At 61.3% G+C, this 310-nt stretch carries 1 protein-coding gene; it reads left to right on the top strand.

Annotated elements, in window-relative coordinates; all coding sequences use genetic code 11:
- A partial coding sequence (locus NF543_RS25375) for a hypothetical protein (RefSeq protein ID WP_257671005.1) occupies positions 1 to 310 on the top strand: 310 nt, incomplete at both ends.

The raw sequence follows: 310 nt of genomic DNA, 5'->3' as shown, positions 1-310 counted from the left end.
TAACGGTGACGGCACGTTCACGATCACCTACACCGATGGCAGCACCTTTACCTCCTCTGACCTGACGGGCCCTGCGGGTGCCGACGGGCAGGACGGGACCGATGGCGTTGGCGTGCAGTCCACCGTGGATAACGGTGACGGCACCTTCACAATTACCTATACCGACGGCAGCACCTTCACCACCTCCGACCTCAGGGGTGCCGATGGCATCTCCGCATACGAAGTGTGGTTGGCAGAAGGCAATACCGGAACGGAACAGGACTTTATCGATTCCTTGCAGGGTGAGCAGGGCGTGGCGGGCGCGGATGGT

The organism is Parapedobacter tibetensis, from assembly GCF_024704835.1.
Taxonomy (GTDB): Bacteria; Bacteroidota; Bacteroidia; order Sphingobacteriales; family Sphingobacteriaceae; genus Parapedobacter; species Parapedobacter tibetensis.
The sequence above is the reverse complement of the archived record's forward strand: the minus strand, read 5'-3'. Positions and strand labels throughout refer to the sequence as shown.